General features: G+C 70.8%; 16 protein-coding genes and 1 pseudogene. 8 read left to right on the plus strand and 9 right to left on the minus strand.

Annotated features, from left to right (window positions below; all coding sequences use genetic code 11):
• Positions 1-14 precede the first annotated feature (14 nt).
• From G3I65_RS47650 to G3I65_RS47665, 4 genes are read right to left on the minus strand one after another with little or no spacing between them, the layout of a single operon-like run.
• Positions 15-563 (minus strand): hypothetical protein, encoded by a 549-nt coding sequence (locus tag G3I65_RS47650; RefSeq protein ID WP_309236037.1) that lies wholly within the window; start codon positions 561-563, stop codon positions 15-17.
• A complete protein-coding gene (locus G3I65_RS47655; protein ID WP_160702004.1) occupies positions 553-4869 on the minus strand; it encodes a DUF6531 domain-containing protein in 4317 nt (1438 codons plus the stop codon). The genes G3I65_RS47650 and G3I65_RS47655 overlap by 11 nt, the downstream gene beginning before the upstream one ends.
• Positions 4866-5189 carry a type VII secretion target gene (locus G3I65_RS47660; RefSeq protein WP_160702006.1) on the minus strand — a complete coding sequence of 108 codons (324 nt, stop codon included), beginning with the start codon at positions 5187-5189 and terminating at the stop codon, positions 4866-4868. Before G3I65_RS47660 ends, G3I65_RS47655 begins: the two co-directional genes overlap by 4 nt.
• Before the next feature lie 13 nt (positions 5190-5202).
• Positions 5203-5748: a YbaB/EbfC family nucleoid-associated protein gene (locus tag G3I65_RS47665; RefSeq protein ID WP_160702008.1), complete on the minus strand. Its 546-nt coding sequence runs from the start codon at positions 5746-5748 to the stop codon at positions 5203-5205.
• 361 nt (positions 5749-6109) lie between these two features.
• On the opposite strand from G3I65_RS47665, the pseudogene G3I65_RS59185 reads away from it, so the two are divergent.
• The 3 genes and pseudogenes from G3I65_RS59185 to G3I65_RS47675 all read left to right on the plus strand — a co-directional run.
• A pseudogene (locus G3I65_RS59185) lies at positions 6110-6244 on the plus strand (M28 family peptidase); the annotation flags it as partial.
• A 14-nt stretch (positions 6245-6258) separates the two neighbouring features.
• Complete coding sequence (locus G3I65_RS56745) at positions 6259-6591, plus strand: hypothetical protein (protein ID WP_239071877.1); 333 nt, start codon at positions 6259-6261, stop codon at positions 6589-6591.
• A 352-nt stretch (positions 6592-6943) separates the two neighbouring features.
• Positions 6944-7255, plus strand: coding sequence for a hypothetical protein (locus G3I65_RS47675; protein ID WP_160702010.1), 312 nt, complete (start codon positions 6944-6946; stop codon positions 7253-7255).
• 54 nt (positions 7256-7309) lie between these two features.
• Here the strand turns inward: G3I65_RS47675 and G3I65_RS47680 are convergent, their stop codons facing one another.
• The 4 genes from G3I65_RS47680 to G3I65_RS47695 all read right to left on the minus strand — a co-directional run bounded on the left by G3I65_RS47680 (position 7310) and on the right by G3I65_RS47695 (position 11702).
• Positions 7310-7507, minus strand: a complete 198-nt coding sequence (locus G3I65_RS47680; protein WP_160702012.1) for a hypothetical protein — start codon at positions 7505-7507, stop codon at positions 7310-7312.
• Between the two features lie 52 nt (positions 7508-7559).
• Positions 7560-9014, minus strand: a complete 1455-nt coding sequence (gene tcuA / locus G3I65_RS47685; RefSeq protein WP_309236038.1) for an FAD-dependent tricarballylate dehydrogenase TcuA — start codon at positions 9012-9014, stop codon at positions 7560-7562.
• A 68-nt stretch (positions 9015-9082) separates the two neighbouring features.
• Positions 9083-10477 carry an MFS transporter gene (locus G3I65_RS47690; protein ID WP_160702016.1) on the minus strand — a complete coding sequence of 465 codons (1395 nt, stop codon included), beginning with the start codon at positions 10475-10477 and terminating at the stop codon, positions 9083-9085.
• 43 nt (positions 10478-10520) lie between these two features.
• Positions 10521-11702: a PrpF domain-containing protein gene (locus tag G3I65_RS47695; RefSeq protein WP_309236039.1), complete on the minus strand. Its 1182-nt coding sequence runs from the start codon at positions 11700-11702 to the stop codon at positions 10521-10523.
• A gap of 113 nt (positions 11703-11815) precedes the next feature.
• On the opposite strand from G3I65_RS47695, the gene G3I65_RS47700 reads away from it, so the two are divergent.
• The gene (locus G3I65_RS47700; protein WP_239071884.1) at positions 11816-12730 is read left to right on the plus strand and encodes a LysR family transcriptional regulator; all 915 of its coding nucleotides are present in this window, start codon (positions 11816-11818) and stop codon (positions 12728-12730) included.
• A gap of 361 nt (positions 12731-13091) precedes the next feature.
• Here G3I65_RS47700 and G3I65_RS47705 read toward each other — a convergent pair whose 3' ends face one another.
• Entirely contained in the window at positions 13092-14105 is a 1014-nt protein-coding gene (locus G3I65_RS47705; RefSeq protein WP_160702020.1) for a LacI family DNA-binding transcriptional regulator, read from the minus strand.
• A gap of 140 nt (positions 14106-14245) precedes the next feature.
• On the opposite strand from G3I65_RS47705, the gene iolC reads away from it, so the two are divergent.
• Genes iolC through iolD form a run of 4 tightly spaced genes read left to right on the plus strand, consistent with a single transcriptional unit; the run spans position 14246 to position 18735 of the window.
• A complete protein-coding gene (iolC, locus tag G3I65_RS47710; RefSeq protein WP_309236040.1) occupies positions 14246-15199 on the plus strand; it encodes a 5-dehydro-2-deoxygluconokinase in 954 nt (317 codons plus the stop codon).
• Positions 15192-16061: an aldolase gene (locus tag G3I65_RS47715; RefSeq protein ID WP_160702022.1), complete on the plus strand. Its 870-nt coding sequence runs from the start codon at positions 15192-15194 to the stop codon at positions 16059-16061. Before iolC ends, G3I65_RS47715 begins: the two co-directional genes overlap by 8 nt.
• Positions 16058-16879, plus strand: coding sequence for a 5-deoxy-glucuronate isomerase (iolB, locus tag G3I65_RS47720; RefSeq protein WP_160702024.1), 822 nt, complete (start codon positions 16058-16060; stop codon positions 16877-16879). The genes G3I65_RS47715 and iolB overlap by 4 nt, the downstream gene beginning before the upstream one ends.
• Positions 16876-18735 (plus strand): 3D-(3,5/4)-trihydroxycyclohexane-1,2-dione acylhydrolase (decyclizing), encoded by a 1860-nt coding sequence (iolD, locus tag G3I65_RS47725; protein WP_160702027.1) that lies wholly within the window; start codon positions 16876-16878, stop codon positions 18733-18735. Before iolB ends, iolD begins: the two co-directional genes overlap by 4 nt.
• Positions 18736-18739: the final 4 nt, after the last annotated feature.

An 18739-nucleotide genomic window follows, 5' to 3' on the forward strand; every position in this document is an offset into this window, starting at 1 on the left:
CCGGGGAGCAGCCGTCAAGCCCGGTTCTTCGCGATGTTACGGATCTTGCGGGTGTGCCCCGACTCGGCGAGCAGCGCCAGGACCGGCTGCGACGTCGATTCTTCGGCCAGGAGCCGCTGCATCCAGGGCGTGACTTCGGCCAGTTCCGCCTCGGCCGGCACGTGACCGGCCTTCACCAACAAGTAGAGCAGCCAGTCACCGACCCGGCGGCGGACGAAGGCGCGGTTGCCTTCGGACCGGAGCCGGTCCGCCTCCGGCAGGATCCCGTCGGCCCACTCCCGGAACCCCGCCGGGTTCGCGGCCTTCGCCGCGACCCGGTCGACGAGGTCGACCACCGCCGACTTGGCCGCCAGCTGGTCGGGGTCGCGCACGAGCGCGGCCACGAGCTCGCGGTCACCGTCACGGTTCTCGCCGGCGGCAGCGACCGCGACGACGCGCCGGTAGGCGGACGACCGCACGTGCTCGTCGGCGAGGGCCTCGTCGACGTCCACGTCGACGAGGCCGGCGTTCGCCAGCAATGCGGTCAGATCGCCGCGCAGGGTCGCGGTGGGGTCACTTGTCACAAGGTTTGGCCTTCGCTTCGCGTTGTGCCTTCTGCTCCGCCTCCTGCGCCTGGTTGCGCCGGCCGAGCTTCCGGACGGCCTTCCGGATCTCCTTCTTGAAGTTTTCTACCACCTGCCGCTCCACGCGGCTGAGCTCCGGCTCGTCTTCCATCGGATGGCCGTTCGGGCCGATCCGGATGTTCCGCCTGCCGTTGAAGACGTGGGCGTGTGCGGGCCAGTCGTCGTCGTACTCGTGGACGACGATCCGGACGCCGTTCTTGATGACGTCGAGCAGGGAGAGCCCGAGCGGGTCGAGCCACACGAACGGGTTCGGCACGTAGCTGTGCGGTGCGTACCCGCCGGCCAGGCCGATCGGGTCGGCGCTGAGGTAGCGGGCGGATTCCGGGTCGTAGTACCGGAAGTAGTTGTAGTTGAGCTCGGATTCCGGATCGGCGTACTGGCCGGGGAACCGCAGCGGGGTCGACGCGCCGCCGCCGTGGGCGACCGGCCGTCCCCACACCGTGGTCTGCGCGAACCACGCCACGTTCCCGTGCTCGTCCAGCAGTTCGGTCGGGGTGCCGACCAGGTCGGTGACGATCGCGTAGAACTTCTCGTCGGTGCTCCGGTGGTCGTCTTCGGTGCGCTCCACCTGGACGAGCGGCCGGTGGGACGACGGGTCGTAGTCCCAGGTCACCGAGCGCTGGTGGGTGACCTGCTCGGTCAGAGTCGTCCCGTCCCAGACGAAGTCGACCCGCTCCACGACCTGGCCGTGGGCGTGCCGCTCCTTCGCGATCCGCCGGCCGAGCGCGTCGTAGCGGTAACGCCAGTCGGCGCCGTCCGGCGTGCGCACGCCGACCAGCCGGTCGTCGGCGTTCCAGGCGTACTTCCAGACGTCGGCGCCGCGCTGCTTGCGGACGACTCGGCCCTGCCGGTCGTACTCGTACCGCAGGGGACCTGCTTCGTGCAGCAGGGTTCCGGTGTAGCGCCACGGCGGGTCCGGCGCCTCGCCCTGCCTCGCCGCACCGGCCAGGTTGCCGGCGACGTCATAGCGGTAGTGCTCGGACCACCGCCGGCCGTGCACCTGCTCGACCCGGCCGAACCCGTCGAGGTCGAACCTGCGCGCGCCGGCGAGCCGGTCGGTGACGGCGGTGAGGTTGCCGTCCGGGCGGTAGCGGAAAGTGCGCTGCTGCACGGGTTCGGCCGCGCTCCCGCCCAGCACGGTCTGGCTGAGCAGCTGGTCGTTCGCGGTCCACGTCTGGGCGAGGCGCAGGCCCGCCGGGCTCGTCCGCGCAGTTTCCCGGCCCGCGGCGTCGTAGCTGAACGCCAGGGTGCCGCCGCCGCTGTGCAGGGCGACCGCCGAGCCGGCGGCGTCGAACTCCCACGCCGACACGGTGCCGCCCGGCGTCCGCCGGCGGACGCAGCGGCCGAGCAGGTCGTACTCCGACGTGACCGTCCGGCCGTTCACCGTCTCGGCCACCACCTGGCCGAGGGCGTCCCTGGTCAGCGTGATGGCCGAGTCGCGGCTCGACGCGGAGACGAGCCGCCCGGCGGCGTCGTAGGAGAAGCTCATCGTGTCCGCCGGGGACTGCGTCGCCACCACGCGGCCGCATGGGTCGCGGTGGTAGGTGGTCGTCTCCCCGGCGCCGTTGGTGCGGCTGACGAGCCGGCCGGCCGCGTCCCGTTCGTAGGTCGTCACGCGGCCGTTGAAGTCGGTTTCGCGCGCCAGGAAGCCGGCCGCGTCGTACTCGTACCGCCACACCAGGCCCTGCGCGTTGGTGACGGTGGTCAGGTTCAGTTCCGTGTCGTAGCCGAACTCGACGCGGCTGCCGTCGGCGTTCACCTGGGTCACGGGCAGGGCGAAGTGGGTCGTCGTGATCGACAGCAAGGGGCCGTCGCCGACGGAGTACTCGGCGAAGTTGCCTTCCGGGTCGTGCCGCCACCGTTCGACCGTCCCGTCCGGACGCGTCCTGGTGAGCGGTTTCCCTTCCACGGTCCACGTCGTCCGGGTCGTGTTGCCCAGCGGGTCGGTCTCTTCGGTGATCCGGCCCAGCTCGTCCCGGCGGATCCGCGTCGTGTGGCCGAGCGGGTTGATCACCGCGGTGGGCAGGCCGCGGGCGTCCGCCTCGATCCGGTGCACGTTGCCCAGCGCGTCGGTTTCGCCCCGGCGGTGCCCGAGTTCGTTGTATTCGTAACGGGTGAGCGCGCCGGCGGGATCGGTTTCCTCGACGACGTTGCCGCGTTCGTCGCGCCGGTAGGTCCAGCGCGCGCCGTCGGGGTCGGTGACCGCGACGGTCGATCCGTGTTCGTCCTCGGTCCTGGTGGTGCTGGTGCCGTCCGGGTGGACGACGAGCGTGGGCTCCCCGGTCCGGCCGTACTCGTACCGCGTGGTGCGGCCCAGCGGATCGGTTTCCGCGGTGGCCCGGCCGTACGCGTCGCGTTCGTACGAGGTCGTCGCGCCGAGCGGACCGACTTCGCGGACCAGCTGCCAGTCGTCGTCGAAGTGGTAGGTGGTGACCGCGCCGAGCGAATTGCGGTAGGTGGTGACCCGGTTCCGCTCGTCGTACGCGATGGCGCAGGCGAGCGCGCCGCCGCTGCCGTCGGTCCGGACCACCCGGCCCGCGTGGTCGTAGTGGTAGGCATACCAGTGGCCGTTCCGGTCGGTCCAGCGCGTGACGCGGCCGTCGCCGTCGTACTCGAACCGCATGGCGCGGCCGGACGAGTTGGCGACGGCGGTCAGCCGGCCGGCGTCGTCGTATTCGTAGCCGGCGAGGGGGATGTCGCCGCCGGACGCGCGCTTCAGGCGCAGTCCCGTGATCCGGCCGGCCACCGAGTCGACGGCGACGTGGTAGCCGCCGGAGTGGTCGATGGCCGTCGGCGTCCCGGCTTCGTCACGGAGAATGGCGACGCGGTTGCCGTTGCGGTCGGTGATCGCGGAGAGCAGTCCGCGTGCGACCGGCCCGGTTCCCGCCGGAGCCGCGAAGTGGCGGATCTGCCCGTCGCCCGGGCTGGTGACGGTGAACTCCCCGGCTCCGGTCGCGCGCAACGGCCAGCGGGCGCCGTGCGAGGAGAACACCGGGCTGCCGTCGGTCGCGGGCAGGGGATAGGTCAACCGGACGCCGTCCGCCCCGGCGTAGCAGACGCCGTCCGCGTCGACCTCGATCCGCTGGTCCACTGTGGACGCCCAGGACCGGCCGAACGACCGGCCGAGGCGGTAGGTCGAGATGTGCGTCCGGCGCAGCACCAGGGGGAGCACGCCGGGCAGGTCGACGTCGGTCTGCGACATCAGCATCTCGCCCGTGGCGAGGTCGACCGGGTCGCCGCCGGTGCATTTCTCTTCGTTGGGCCGGCCGTCTTTCGCCGGGTCGGTGTTCTCGCGGGCGTCGGGCTCTTTCGGTTCCCCCGGCCGGTCGCCGGACGGGGTGGTGCCGTCGCCGCCGGCCTCGGACGGGTGGGTTTCCTCGCCGGCGGGAGTCCGCGGTTCCTCCCCGCCCGGCTTGGCGTGGGGTTCCTCGGCGGCCGAGGACACGTGGGTGGAGCCCTCGCCGTTCAGGTGGGGTTCGGCTTCGCCGGGACGCCCGTGCAGCTCGCTCATGATCTTCTTGACGGCGGCGAAGATCTCTTCCAGCTTGCTCATCAGCGGCCGCAGCTTCTCGACCGAGTTGATCAGCTTCTTGATGGTGGCGCCGATCTTTTCCATCCACGCCGAGACCTGCTCGACCACCTGCGCCACCACGACCGGCGTGCCCAGCCCGAGCGAGCAGACCTCCTCCAGCGCGTCCTGGATGAAGTCGCCGATGGCCTGGGTGACCATGTCCCGCACCAGGCCGCGCACCATGCCGGTGAGCACCCCGACGATCTCGACCACGGTGCTGATCGCGTTGGCGCAGGTGGCCGCCGCGGTGATGTGGTCGAGCTTCTTCTTGATCCCGGCGCGGTAGGAGTCCGCGGCCGCGCCCGCCCAGTGCGCGGTGTCCTGCTGCACCGTCGTGGCCAGGTCTTTCGCGGCCTGGCTGACGGCCTGCCCGACGTTCTTCCAGGTCTGCGCGTACGCGGCGATCTGGTCGGCGTCCCCGGCGAGGTGGTTCAGCGCGTCCTGCAACGGCTTCACGTGCTCGATCAGCCAGTTCAGCCCGTAGGAGATCAGCGTGCCGACCGGGTTCATCGCCATCGTCAGCAGGTCCAGCCCGGCGCCGATGGCCGCGATCCCGCCCTCGATCCAGTTCCCCGAGGAGATCCCGTCGTAGGCCCCGGCGGCGTCGTCGATGACGTTGATGCCGGTGTGCCAGTTCGTCGAGTCCTGCTTCTGCGCGACCAGCGGGTTGCTCACGACAGCCCCTTGCCGAGATCGGTCAGGGTCTTCGCGTGCGTCCGCTCGGCCTCCCGGTACTTCTCCGCCGCCTTGTCCACGGACTGCGATACCGAGCCGATCGCCTCCTTGGCCGCGTCGAGCGCGAGCAGCCCGGGCGCGCTCACCGCGAGCACCATCGGCACGAACAGCGGCCCGCAGATCAAGCCGTAGGCCTGCACGCCCATGGTCACCTGCTCGGCCGCCGACAGCGCCTGCCCGAGCGTGCGGGAGACCTGCTCCACGGCCTTCGCGTGCTTCGCCAGCTCGTCCGGCCGGACCTGGTAGCCCTCTCCTGCCATCGTGCGCCCTCGCTCACTCGCGGACCATGAACGAACCGCCGAAATCCTCGTCACCGCCGTCGTCCTCCGGCGGGCGGCGGGCCGGGCGCGGCGGCGGTGGCGGCGCCGGCTCGGCCGCGGTTTCCTCGATCCCGCCGATCCGCCGCACGTTCTCCGCCGCCGGTTCCGGTTCTTCCGGTTCCGGTTCCGGGAATTTCGCCCGGTAATTGCCGACGATCGTGTCCACCGTGCGCTGGTCGTCCCCGATCGTGTCGGCCATGACGTCGGCCAGCCGTTCCGGCAACCGCGACTGTGCCCGGCGCAACGTGGTCAGCACGGCTTTCGCGACCTGCGCGCCGGACAGCTCGCGGACCCGGTCGGTGAGCTGCAGGTCGGTGACGTTTCCGGCCGAGTCCACGGTGACCGTGACCAGGCCGTCCCCGCCGGATTCGGTCACCGACACCTGGCCGACCGCCGCCTGCATCGCCTGGTAGCGCCGGGCTTTCTCCTTCGCCTGCGCCACCCACTGATCCACCTGCGCGGCCGGATCGCCCGTCGCGTCCGAAAACGGACCACTCATCGCCACCGCCCTGTTCGCTCCGGCCGTTCGACGCGAAGAGCAAACCACCGGGTTCCGGCCGGGGGGCCCGGATGGCGGGAATTACCCCGAACAGTGCAAGCGATTTTTCCCGGATCAGTGGAATGTCTGGTTTCCCATTCCTCGAGCTTCTCCGTGCCGGTCCGTCGAAGTGACTTGGGTCACCTGCTGTCACGCCCGTGCGGCCCCCGGCGTGATAGCCGCCAACCGTTTCACCTCGCGCGACGACGTCTCCGTCACGCTGATCAACCCGCGGTTCGCACGGCCCCAAGCGGAGGTCCGGACATCCTGCTGACCGCGCACTTCGACGGCGTCGGCGACGACCCCAGGCAGCGGCTGCCCGCTGCGGCGGGACAACGCGTCCGGCGTCGCCGTCGTGCTGGAAGCCGCCCGTCTGCTCGTCGACACGCTCCCGGACGGCCTCGGCTTGGCGGTCACGTTCCTCGACGCCGAGGAAGCCGGAGCCTGCGGGGCCGCCCATCACACACGGTCGTGCTCAACATCGACGGCGCCGCCCAGCTCGGCGACGACGCCGCGGTGGAAGCAGGCGGCGCGGCGCACGCATTGCTCGCCGCGCTCGACCAGGCCGGCCGGGAGACCGGCGTGCCGCTGCGGGCTGGCGCGATGCCCTCGGACAACCGCCGCTACGCCGCGACCGGGCTGGCTTCGGTCGGGATCGGCATGGGGATGCCCGGCTACCAGACCCCGGCCGAGACCGCCGACTGCGTGGAAAGCGACACCCTGATCTCGGCGACCCGGCTCGTCGTCGCGGCTGTGCAGCAGCTGGCGAGTTCCTCGCTGGAGTATCGCCTGCGGGCGCCCTGATCGTTTGTCCACACATGACCGGATCACCTTCGCCCCGAGCGGCTCGTGCTCGGGCCGGGCGAAGGCTTCCGGTTCGCCGTGGGGTCGGCCGACGGGCCGAGGGCGACGGTGTGGAAGATCCTGTCCGCGAAGACGAGTTCCGACGTCTACCTGGTATCGCTGCCGACAGCGCACACGATGAAGGTCAGCTTCCACGAATCCGGGCAGTGGCAGCATTCCTATCTGTCGAACGGCGCGATGCAGTACGTCGACACCTACGCCGACCGGCACGTCGACCGCTGGGAGCAGCCACCTCCGTTTGTCGCGGGCCTGCGCCGCGGCTACCGCGTGAGAGGGCCTGCTCGTCGGGGAGTTGCGGCTGCACGACGGTGGCAAGGCGATCGTGGTCGCCCAGCGGGTCAAGCCCGAGCCGGCGCACGCGGTCCTGCTGGCCCAGTACCGGGACATGGTCCTGCAGAACCTGCGGGATCAGGGCTTTGCCGACCGGTTCCCCGACCCGGTGGCGCTGATGTACGGGTGCGACGACGACGGAACCCGGACGGTGACCGAGCTGGCGCTCACGCCGCCGCCGGTCGGGTTCACCCCGATCTGCTCGGCCCGGTACCGGCCGCTGGATGGCATCGGTATTCAGTTCCGGCAGCCTCGCGAACCTTCGCCGGGCTAGGAGAGCCGGCCGGTAAGGTCGGCGACCGCGGCGCGAGCGGTCCGGCCGCGCCGATCAGGTGGCTGAGGCGGGGCCGGTCCAGTCGCCGTAGCCGACCAGGTGCAGGCCGGGAACGTCGAGGGCGCGGGTGCCCTCGGTCCGGACGTGGCCGCTCGTGCTGCGCAGCTTCAGCGGCGCGAGGTGGCCGAGCTCGGGCCCGAATCCGGTGCAGCAGATGACGGCGTCCGCCTTGGTCGTGGTGCCGTCTGGCATCTGGATGCCGGGCCGGCGGCAGCCCCTTACCCGGCCTTTTGTGGCGTCGCGGTCAGGCTACGGAACCGGCACGACGTCCGAAGACGACGCCGGCCGCGAGGCCTGAGCCTCCCGGGTAGTTGCCGGCGAAGAGGCCACCGAGCATCTCGCCGCATACGTAGAGCCCGGGGATCAGCTCGCCGCTGTTGGCCATCACGCGTCCGTGCGTGTCGGACTTCAGCCCGCCGAAGGTAAAGGTGATGCCGCAGGTGACCGCGTAGGCGTAGAAGGGGCCCGTGGTCAGCGGGGTCGCCCAGTTACTCTTTACCGGCGTCGTAGTGGCCATGCGTCCGTCCTTGACGTTGGGGTCGAAGGGGATCGCGAGGTCGATGGAGTTGTTGTAGTCGTTGACGGTCTTGGCCAAGGCCTCCGGATCGAGGCCGATCCGCTCTGCGAGATCCTCGACCCTGTCGGCGGTCTCGACCGAGACGCCCGGCATCTCGTACTCCTCGGAGCGCAGCATCGGGCGCAGGGTGGCGTCGAAGATCTGGTACGCGATGGAGCCGGGCTGCTCGAGGATGTTCTTGCCGAACTTCGCGTACGTGTAGTTCCGGAAGTCTTCTCCCTCGTCCACGAAGCGTTGTCCGTCGTTGTTGACGATGATGCCCAGTGGATAGCTCTGCCGGGTGAGCCGGTTGGTCAGTTCGCGGTTGGATTCGTTGCCGGGAGTGAAGGCGTCCCATTGGGTGGAGTGACAGGATCCCCAGTCCCCGGCCTTGGCCGCGCCGAGGTCGAGGGCGGCCATGAGCATCTGGCCGGTGTTGAAGGGCGTGCCCCGCACCTTGGCGTTCTCCCAGCCCGGGCCGAGGTGCGTCCGGCACAGTTCCCGGTTCGCCTCGAAGCCGCCCGCTGCCAGGATGACGGACTCGGCGCGCAGTTCCCGCACGGTGCCGTCCGGCTGCCGGACCTGCACGCCCGTCACGGCGCCGCCCTCGGTGAGGAGGCCGAAGACGTCTTGGCCGTACCGGACTTCGGTGCCCATTTTCCCGGCGACTTCGAGGTGGTCGTGAATCAGGCCCTCGCCGCCGCCGACGTTCCCGACGTGCAGGCCGCCCCAGAACAGGTAGGTGCCGTCCTCGCGTTCGTAGGCCTGGCGCTCATACATGAGCCGATACTTCAGGCCGAGGGAGTGCAGCCACCGCAGCGTGGGCGCCGCCTCGTGGACCAGCACCTCGGTCAGGCCGGGGTCGTTGCGGCCGTCGGTGACCTTCTCCATGTCCCGGGCATAGTCGGCCGGGGTGTACGGCGGTACCTCGGTGACGGCGTGACGGTCGTCGGGCTCGATGAAGTCCGTCAGATCCGCCAGGCCGTTGTGCGCGATCCGGGTCGCTCCCGCGGTGTAGTAGCTGTTGCCGCCGAAGAGTTCCCGCGGTGCCTTCTCCAGCAGCAGCACCTTGCGTCCGCGGGTGGCGGCGGCGTGCGCCGCGGTGAAGCCGGCGTTGCCGCCACCGACCACGATGACGTCCACGTTCGCAGTTGCGTTCGACCCGTTCAAGGGTGTGTTCCTTCCCATGCGTTCGTTGCCGACGGAGACCGTCAGGCCGGCGAGGACTTGGCGTAGGCGGCCGGCTTCGGCGCCCTCCGTGTTTCCGCGGTCTTCGTGGACAACGCCTCCAGCGACTGCTTGCCGGTGCGCGGCCCGAACAGGGCGATGGCCACGGCGACGACCAGCCAGCAGGCGGCGATGTAGCCGAACACGGCCTGGTAGCCGAGACCGGCGAAGATCGCGGCGACGATCAGGGGGCCGAAGATGTTCGCCAGCCGTCCGGTTCCGTAGACCAGCCCGTTGCCCGCGTTCCGCAGCCCGGTCGGGAACAGTTCGGGGCTGTAGGCGTAGAGCAGGGTGGCGAAGGTCTGGATCAGAAGGTGCACGCAGAAGCCGAAGACGACGATGGCCAGGGGGTTGAAGGTCAGGCCGTAGGCGAGGCCGCTGACCGCGGTGGCCAGGGAGACGACGACGAGGGGGACCTTGCGCCCGAAACGGTCGGTGACCGGCCACGCGAGCAGGGCCCCGGGGACGGCGCCGATCGTGGTCAGGGCGGCGAACCCGAGGGACTCGGCGACGCTGAAACCGTGCTTCGCCAGGAGGGTGGGGACCCAGGCCACGAAGCCGTAGAAGCCGAGCGTCTGGAAGATCCACACGACGGCCAGGAACAGGGTCGTGCGGCCGGTCCGGCCCCGGAAAAGGTCCCGGTACCCCTGGCGGGCCGGTGCGGGTGCGGCCGTCGACGGCGTTTCGTCGATGGGGGTCAGCGGCCCGGCCCGGCGCTCGAGCCGTGCGATGACGCCCTCCGCGGCCTCCAGACGGTTCTTGTGGACGAGCCACCGGGGGCTCTCGGGCAGCGTCACGAGGGCCGGGACGGCCAGCAGCGCGGCGGAACCGAGCACGAAGACCAGACGCCAGGTGTCCGTGCCCAGCGGGACGATTCCCTTGGCGGAGAACGACATGACGGGGATCCCGGCCAGACCCACGGCCATGACGGCGGACTGCATGCGCCCGCGCCGCGCGGCCGGCATGACCTCCGAGATGTAGGTCGTGGCCGCGACGACCATCGCCGAGAGACCGACACCGGTCAGGAAACGGAAGATGATGAAGGTGGGCACGTTGAACCCGGTCGCGTTGACCAGGGAGAAGATCGAGAACGTCAGGGTCGAATAGAGCAGGGCCCGTTTCCGGCCGATCAGGTCCGAGATCCGGCCGCCGAACACGGCCCCCACGGCCATGCCCAGGAAGGCGGCCGAGGTCACCACCGCGACGTCCTGAACGGAGAACGCGAGGTGCTTGATGAGAGCCGGTGCGACGTAGGCGAAGGTGTTCAGGTCGCCGAACTCGAAGAGGAACACGAAAGCCAAGGTGGCCAGGGCGATCTTGTGCGCCCTGGTGATCGGCAGACGGTCCATGCGAGCGGCCGTCGTGGTGGGGGTGAGCACTCTATCCTCCTTGATAGATGGACTTGACGACTGCGCCGTTCTTTTAGGCCGGCACCGGGAGTTCGACTGTCCCTCCGGGACGTTCTGTTGTCCCGAGGCGTACGGGGTCGCCCGCAGTCGGGACGTGCAGGACCGCGGTCGCCAGTCTGCGCGCGGCGCGGTGCAGGGACACACGGTCGACACCGCCTCCCGACGAGGTGGTCCAGTCCACCTCGACCACTCCGGAGAGGGTGCCGATGCGCAAGGTGCGCCCGCCGCCGCTCCGGAGCGAACGCACCACGGTCCCGGGGGCGGCCGCGGCCGTGGCCACAGCGACCGCCGACGTCAGCCCGATCGCCGGGTGCGCGGCGTGCATGGACAGCATGCGCACGGCGACGTCGTAGTCCCGTGCCTGAACCAGAGCGCCGTCGGAAGTCCGGTAGTCCCGCGCCGGTCCGATCACCCCCGTCTTCGGCACCGCGTTCGGGGCCGGCCTGCCCGGCAGGATCAGCCCGTGCCGCACCGCACCGGCCGCCCGGAACCCGGTGAGCATCGGCAGCCTCTCGGCGATCTCCGCGGCGCTTTCGGTTCCGGACATCGCGATGCTGCCCGCCTCGATCAGGATCGCCGGTGCCCCGGCATTGACGATGCTGGCCTCGGCGACGACCCCGCCGGCGCTGACGACCTCCCGTGCCTGGCCGGTGGGGAACGCCCCGGGAAAGTCGAACGGCCCCTGGAAGATCAGCTCGACCGGGACTCCACCGGATTCCACCCCCGGCACGCGGGCCTCCCCGTCCTGAGGAGCACGCCGGCCCGGCGTGGCGACCGCGACGCTCAGGGCCGCGCCTGTGTTGACGTTGCGCAGCCGAACGGGCGTCGTCTCGCCGTCGATGGCCACCAGGCCTTCCTGGAGGGCGTACAGACCGACAGCGGTGGCACAGTTGCCGCAGTTGCTGCCCCATTCCACCACGCGGTCCTCGATGCCCACCTGGCCGAAGAGGTAGTCGACGTCGGCGCCCGGGTCGGTGGAGCGCGAGACGACGGCGATCTTCGAGGTGGTCGAAGTGGCCCCGCCGACGCCGTCGATCTGCCGGTGGTCACCAGACCCCAGTGCGTTCTCCAGGAGCACGTCGAGATCGAGCGGGGTGGCCTCGACCGCCTCGGCGGCGAAGATCCAGCACTTGCTCGTCCCGCCGCGCATCCACGCGGCCGCTATGTCGACCGTGGCCTCCTCCGTTGGACTCACTGAAACTCCTTTGGCTCGTCGCTTCGAGAACAAGCTTGGAGTCGCCGGAGGTTTTGAACCAGCTAAAGCTTCTGAAGCTTCCTTTAGTCAAGCTGTAGGATCAGGGGGTGAGAATGGACATCCGGCGCATGCTCGTGCTGGTCGAGGTCGCGCGCGCGGGGTCTCTGACCGCCGCCGCGGCGAACCTCGGCTACACGGTTTCGGCCGTATCGCAGCAGGTCGGCCAACTGGAGGACGAGGCGCGCCAGCCGCTCATCGAACGCAGGCCGCGAGGGGTGACCCTGACCGAGGCCGGGCACGCCGTCGTCCGTCACGCCGAGAAGATCGAGCGGATCGTGTCGGCCGCGCACGAGGAGCTCCGCGACCTCGCGGGACTCAACACAGGCACGCTCCGGCTCGGCACGATCCCGACCGTCACCGAGTCGTTCCTGCCGACGGCGATCTCCGCGTTCCGCGACCGCCACCCCGGGGTCGACCTGCGGATCCACAGCGCGCAGCTGTCGGGACTCGATCATCTGCTCGAGTCCCGGGAGATCGAGCTGGCCATCACCTGGGACCAGGACAGGCCTGACGGCACGGGGGAGGCCGGGAGGAGCACGGAGCTGATCTTCCGCGACCCGAACGTCCTGCTGGTGCCCTCCGGTCATCACCTCGCCGGCCGGCCGTCGGTCCGGATGGAGGAGCTCAGGCAGGAGCCGTGGATCATCCGGACCTCTCCCAACGTCCTGGCTCTGCTCCAGGAAGCCTGCGAAGCGGCGGGCTTCGACCCGATCGTGACCTTCGAGGCGCGCAGCTACCAGGAAGCACAGGCGATGGTCGCCGTCGGCATGGGCATCGCCCTGGTGCCGCAGCTGTCGCTGTACCGCCTGCGGAGCGATATCCGGGTCCTGAAGATCGTCTCACCTGGCCCGCCCACCCGCCGGATCGTGCTCGCGCACCGGCGGGGCGAGCGGCTCACCCCCGCCGGTGCGGCGATGGGCAAGATCCTGATGGAGACCGGACGCGCGTGGCAGCCCGCACAGCCGTAGCCGGCGAGCGGGCTGGCTCCGGGGCGCTATCCGGAGATGCCGCAGATTTCCCCGGCAGTGCAGAAGGCGGCCGCCACCCATGCAGAGCGCCGACGCGAGTGGCCATCAGCCATTCGCTGCGCTGCCTCAGACGGCTGCGCAACGCGACATCGCTGGTTCGTATCGAACCCTGCGCTGCCGCCATCATCGCGGACGCCGACCTTCGCTGTCGTCGAAGGCAGCCCGGCGATCGTGACGGCTTCCCAGCGAGCGTCGCTGAGGTCGCCCAACGGATCGTCGAACACTGCGGGGCCGTGGTCGGAACCGTCCGTTCGGCCGCCCGGAGCGCGAATCACGGAAGTCCAAGATTTGTCGCACATCTTCAGAAGGGAGGAGGGCCCGTGGTGCCGCGGACGACGAGCTTGGGGTCGAGGACGATCTCCGCGGGTGCGCGGGTCTCGTCTTCGAGGCGGTCGGTGGCGGCGTGGACGGCCGCTTGAGCCAAGCCGGCGGCGTCCTGGTGGACCGTCGTGAGGTCGATGTGCGACAGGTGTGACAGGTGGTTGTCGTCGAACCCGACAATCGAGATGTCGCGCGGGAACTCCAGCCCGGCCCGGCCGAAGGTGTGCAGGAGCCCGATCGCGCACCGGTCGTTGCCGGCGACGACGGCGGTCGGCAGCGAATCCTCGGCCAGCAGCCGGCGGGCCGCGGCCATGCCTGCTTCCTCGTCGTGGGCCCCAGGGAGAACTCGATCGGACAGGTCATGCCGTCGCATGGCTGCGCGGTAGGCCCGCCGTCGGTCGGCTGAGCCCGGTTCCTTGCCGCCGTCGACGTGGACGATGCGGCGGTGGCCCAGGTCGACGAGGTGGTCGACCGCCTGGCGGATGCCCTTGGTGTCCGCCGTGTGGATGCTGTCGACCTGGATGCCGGACAGGCGGCGGCCCACCACGGCCACCACGGCGCGCCGGCCCAGGGCGTCGAGGGCTGAGCGCTCGGCGTTCGGGCCGAGCAGGATCAGCGCCTCGCAACGGTGGCTCAGCAGGGCTTCGACTGCCTTGGCCTCGTCACGGCTCGGCGCGGTCGCCGACAGAAGCACGTCGTAGCCGAGCCGCTCGGCCTCCGGGTAGATGCCTTCGACGAGGTCGGCCTGGAACGACTGGTGCACCGTCACCATCACGCCCAGCGTCCGGCTGCGGCCGCGCGCCAGCAGGCGGGCGGCGTTGTCGGGGCGGTAGCCGAGCTCCTCGGCGGCGGCGAACACGCGATCGCGCGTCTCCTGGCTCGCTCCGGGCTGGCCGCGGAACACCAGGGACACCAGGGCGCGGGAGACGCCGACCTTCGCGGCCACGTCCGCCATCGTCGGCTTCGACCTACTCGTGAGTTCGCCGTCGTGCACGCCCGCTCCCGCCTCTGCTCCGGTCGGGGCCGATTGTCCCAGGCCCTTGACATCTCCGGTTCCGACCCAGGATAGTCCCTGCCACTAGAGCGCGCTAGTAGAGCGCGACAGTAGCCGCGGAGCAGCGGGAGGTGCGGGAAGTGGATCCGGAGTTCGAGGTGCTGACCATGGGCCGGGTGGGGGTGGACGTCTACCCCCGGCAGATCGGCGTGGGGCTCGAGGAGGTCACCTCGTTCGGCAAGTTCCTCGGCGGCAGCGCGACCAACGTGGCGGTGGCCGCGGCCCGCTACGGGCGGCGCTCGGCCGTGGTCACGAAGGTCGGAGCCGACCCGTTCGGCCGGTTCGTCCGCACGGCGCTGACCGGCTACGGCGTTTCGGACCGCTTCCTCGGCGAGTCGGCGGACCTGCCGACTCCGGTGACGTTCTGCGAGATCTTCCCGCCGGACCACTTCCCGCTCTACTTCTACCGCGCGCCCAAGGCCCCGGATCTCGACCTCGTGCCGCAGGAGCTGGACTACGACGCGATCCGAGCCGCGGACGTCTTCTGGGTGACGGTCACCGGGCTCTGCCAGGAGCCGAGCCGCTCGGCCACGCTCGCCGCGCTCGAAGCCCGCGGCCGCCGCGGCATCACCGTGCTCGACCTGGACTACCGCCCGATGTTCTGGGAGTCGCGCGAGACGGCACGCCGCTGGGTGCACCAGGCCCTCGAGCTGGTCACCGTCACCGCCGGGAACCTCGACGAGTGCGAGACCGCGGTCGGCGTCCGCGACCCGCACGAAGCGGCGGAAGCGCTGCGGGACCGCGGCGTCTCGCTCGCCGTGGTCAAGCAGGGCCCGCGCGGGGTACTGGCAGTCGACGACGATGGCGCCGTCGAGGTCCCACCCGTGCCCGTCGAGGTGGTCAACGGCCTCGGAGCAGGTGACGCCTTCGGCGGCGCGCTGTGCCACGGCCTGCTCTCCGGCTGGGACACCCGCCGCACCATCACCTTCGCCAACGCCGCCGGCGCGCACGTCGCGGGCGAGCTGTCCTGCGCCGACGCCATGCCGGACGAAGCCCAGGTGCTCGCCAAGCTCGAGGAGGCCGCTCGTGTCTGAGCGCGTACGCCGCATCGTCACCACCCGGGTCCAGCACCCCACCGCGATCGCCGAAGCCGCGGCCCACCGCGTCAAGGCGAAGTCCGTGCTGGGCGACAACGGCCGCGCGATGATCATCGCCGCCGACCACCCGGCCCGCGGCGCCAACGCCGTCGGCGCCGACCCCTCCGCGATGGCCGACCGCGCCGAGCTGCTCGACCGGCTGTGCACCGCGCTGGAGCGGCCCGGCGTGACCGGGGTCCTCGGCACCGCGGACATCCTCGAAGACCTGCTGCTGCTCGGTGTCCTCGACGGCAAGAGCGTCTTCGGGTCGATGAACCGCGGCGGGCTCGCCGGTTCCGCGTTCGAGATCGACGACCGCTTCACCGGCTACGACGCCGCCACGATCGCGGCCATGGGGTTCGACGGCGGCAAGATGCTCACGCGCATCGCGCTGGAGGACCCTGCCACCGCCGAAGCGCTGGAAAACTCCGCACACGCGATCGACGCACTGAACGACCGCGCGCTGATCGCCATGGTCGAGCCGTTCCTCTCCCGCTGGGCCGACGGCCGCATCCGCAACGACCTGACCCCGGACGCGGTGATCAAGTCGATCACCATCGCCTCGGGACTCGGCCGAACGAGCGCCTACACCTGGCTCAAGCTGCCCGTGGTGGACGACATGCCGCGCGTGCTGGCCTCCTCGACGCTGCCCGTGCTGCTGCTCGGCGGGGAAGTGGCCGACGCCGAAGCCGCCTTCACCGCCTGGCGGAAAGCGCTTGCGCACCCGACCGTGCAGGGCTTGGTCGTCGGCCGCTCGCTGCTCTACCCGGCTTCCGGCGACGTCGCCGGCGCGGTCGACCGGGCGGTGAGCCTGCTGTGAGCAAACACCACCTGCCCGCACTGTCCACGAGCGACGGTCCTTTCCCGACGGTCGTCACGCCCGAATCCGCCGGCTGGGGCTACTCCGGCCTGAAGGTCCTCGACCTGCCCGCGGGCGGTTCTACGAAGATCACGACCGATGACGCCGAGCACCTCGTCCTCCCGCTGTCCGGCTCCTGCCGCGTCACGACTGACGGCGAGGTCTTCGAACTGGCCGGAAGGAAGGACGCCTTCGACGGCGTCACCGACTTCGCCTACCTGCCCCGCGACACGGAGTTCACCGTCACCACCGACGCCGGTGGCCGCTTCGCCCTGCCGTCCGCGCGGTGCGAGCAGCGGCTCCCCGCGCGCTACGGCCCGGCGACGGACGTGCCCAGCGAGGCCCGCGGCGCCGGGACCTGCGCCCGCGAGGTGCACAACTACTGCCTGCCCGGCACGTTCGACGCCGACCGGCTGCTCGTGTGCGAGGTCCTGACGCCGGGCGGGCACTGGTCGTCCTACCCGCCGCACAAGCACGACGAGCACGGCGAGCACGAACGTGAGCTGGAAGAGATCTACTACTTCGAGATCGCCCGAAACGGCCTGGGTTACCAACGGGTCTACGGCACCGAAGACCGGCCGATCGACGTGCTCGCCGAAGTCCGCTCCGGCGACGTCGTGCTCGTGCCGCACGGCTGGCACGGCCCGTCGATGGCCGCGCCGGGCTACGACCTCTACTACCTCAACGTCATGGCCGGCCCGGGACCCGACCGTGCCTGGCTGATCACCGACGACCCGGCCCACGCCTGGGTCCGCGAGACCTGGGGGAGCACCCGATGAGGCTGACCACCGCCCAGGCGCTCGTCCGGTTCCTGGCGAACCAGTACAGCGAACGCGACGGCGTCGAGCAGCGGCTGATCCCCGGCTGCTTCGGGATCTTCGGCCACGGCAACGTCGCCGGGCTCGGCCAGGCGCTGCTGCAGGCCGCCGAGACCGGCGAAGCCGACCTGCCCTACTACCTGGCGCGCAACGAACAGGGCATGGTCCACGCGGCCGCCGCGTACGCCAAGACCCGAGACCGGCTGGCGACCTTCGCCTGCACCGCGTCCACCGGCCCCGGCTCGACCAACATGATCACCGGCGCCGCGCTGGCGACCACCAACCGGCTGCCGGTCCTCCTGCTGCCCAGCGACATGTTCGCCACCCGCTCACCCGACCCGGTGCTCCAGCAGCTGGAGGACACCCGCGGCGGCGACGTCACGGTCAACGACGCCTTCCGCCCGGTGTCGAAGTACTTCGACCGGATCACCCGCCCCGAGCAGCTCATCCCGGCCGCCCTCGCCGCGATGCGGGTGCTCACCGACCCGGCCGAAACCGGCGCGGTGACGCTGTGCCTCCCGCAGGACGTCCAGGCCGAAGCGTTCGACTGGCCGGAGGAGTTCTTCCGGCGCCGCGTCTGGCACGTCGGCCGCCCCGTCCCCGAGCCCGACGCACTGCAGCGCGCCGTCGAGGCGATGCGGAGCGCCCGGAAGCCGCTCATCGTCGCCGGCGGGGGAGTCGTCTACGCCCAGGCCACCGAGCAGCTGCGCGCGTTCGCCGCGGCCACCGGCATCCCGGTCGCCGACACCCACGCAGGCAAGGGCGCGGTGCCGTGGGACCACCCGTGCGCGGTCGGCGGGATCGGCTCGACCGGCACGGCGGCCGCCAACGCCCTCGCCGCCGAAGCCGACGTCGTGCTGGGCATCGGCACCCGCTACAGCGACTTCACCACCGCGAGCCACACCGCCTTCGGCGACCCCGTGTTCGTCAACCTCAACGTCACGCGCCTCGACGCGGTCAAACACGCGGCGATCCCGCTGCAGGCCGACGCCCGGCTCGGCATCGAAGCCCTGCACCAGGCCCTCGAGGGCTGGCAGGTCGACGACGCCTACCGCGCCCGCACCAGGGCGCTGGCCGACGACTGGCGCCGCACCACGAACGCCTGCTTCGCCGCCGCGCACGGGCCTCTGCCCGCGCAGACCGAGATCCTCGGCGCGCTGCAGGAGGTCCTCGACGACCATGACGTCGTCATCAACGCGGCCGGCTCGCTCCCCGGCGACCTCCAGATGCTCTGGCGCGCCCGCGACCCCAAGGCGTATAACGTCGAATACGCGTACTCCTGCATGGGCTACGAGGTCGCCGCCGGGCTCGGGGTGAAGCTCGCGGCGCCGGAGCGCGAGGTCGTCGTCCTCGTCGGCGACGGCTCCTACCTGATGATGGCCCAGGAACTGGTCACCATGGTGTCCGAGGGCCTCAAGGTGATCGTGGTGCTCGTGCAGAACCACGGGTTCGCCTCGATCGGCTCGCTGTCGGAATCCCTGGGTTCACAACGGTTCGGCACGCGGTACCGCTACCGCGGCGACACCGGTCAGCTCGACGGCGGCGTGCTCCCGGTCAACCTGGCCGCCAACGCCGCCAGCCTCGGCGCCCACGTCCTCCGAGCAACGACTGTGGACGAGTTCCGAGCCGCCATGACCCAGGCGAAGGCAGCGCACGAGACGACCGTCGTGCACGTCGAAACCGACCTCTACGGACCGAACCCGCCGGGATCCGGCTGGTGGGATGTCCCGGTGAGCGAAGTGTCCGAACTGGACAGCACCCGCAAGGCCCGCGAAGACTACGCCGCCGCCAAGCGCGGCCAACGCCACTACCTCTAGGAGA

The sequence above is a fragment of the Amycolatopsis sp. SID8362 genome (genome assembly GCF_010550475.1).
Lineage (GTDB): Bacteria > Actinomycetota > Actinomycetes > Mycobacteriales > Pseudonocardiaceae > Amycolatopsis > Amycolatopsis eburnea.

What these genes read in the sequence shown, in the direction of transcription:
- G3I65_RS47700 (WP_239071884.1), top strand. Translation starts at nt 11,816, where the DNA reads ATGGACATCCGGCGCATGCTCGTGCTGGTCGAGGTCGCGCGCGCGGGG.
- G3I65_RS47665 (WP_160702008.1), bottom strand. Translation starts at nt 5,748, where the DNA reads ATGAGTGGTCCGTTTTCGGACGCGACGGGCGATCCGGCCGCGCAGGTG.
- iolD (WP_160702027.1), top strand. Translation starts at nt 16,876, where the DNA reads ATGAGGCTGACCACCGCCCAGGCGCTCGTCCGGTTCCTGGCGAACCAG.
- G3I65_RS47680 (WP_160702012.1), bottom strand. Translation starts at nt 7,507, where the DNA reads ATGCCAGACGGCACCACGACCAAGGCGGACGCCGTCATCTGCTGCACC.
- G3I65_RS47660 (WP_160702006.1), bottom strand. Translation starts at nt 5,189, where the DNA reads ATGGCAGGAGAGGGCTACCAGGTCCGGCCGGACGAGCTGGCGAAGCAC.